At 70.3% G+C, this 273-nt stretch carries 1 pseudogene; it reads left to right on the top strand.

The annotated features are described in order from the left end of the window. Window positions 1-273: pseudogene (locus tag SB786_RS36255) on the top strand (homocitrate synthase); the annotation flags it as partial.

Genomic DNA, 273 nt, shown 5'->3' with positions numbered 1-273 from the left:
ATCTGCTCGGCCGCGACACCGGCGTCGACACCACCGCGCTCGTCGGCATTTCGCGGCTCGTCGAGCATGCGTCCGGGCGGCAGGTCGCGCTCAACAAGAGCATCGTCGGCGGCGGCGTGTTCACGCACGAGTCGGGCATCCACACCGACGGCCTCGCGAAGAATCCGACGACCTACGAGAGCTTCGATCCGGCCGAGCTCGGCCGCGCGCGCTCGCTCGTGCTCGGCAAGCATTCCGGCTCGCACGGCGTGCGCCATGCGTACGAGGCGCTCG

The organism is Burkholderia sp. SIMBA_062 (genome assembly GCF_046534765.1).
In the GTDB taxonomy this organism is placed as follows: Bacteria; Pseudomonadota; Gammaproteobacteria; order Burkholderiales; family Burkholderiaceae; genus Burkholderia; species Burkholderia ambifaria.
The sequence above is the reverse complement of the archived record's forward strand: the minus strand, read 5'-3'. Positions and strand labels throughout refer to the sequence as shown.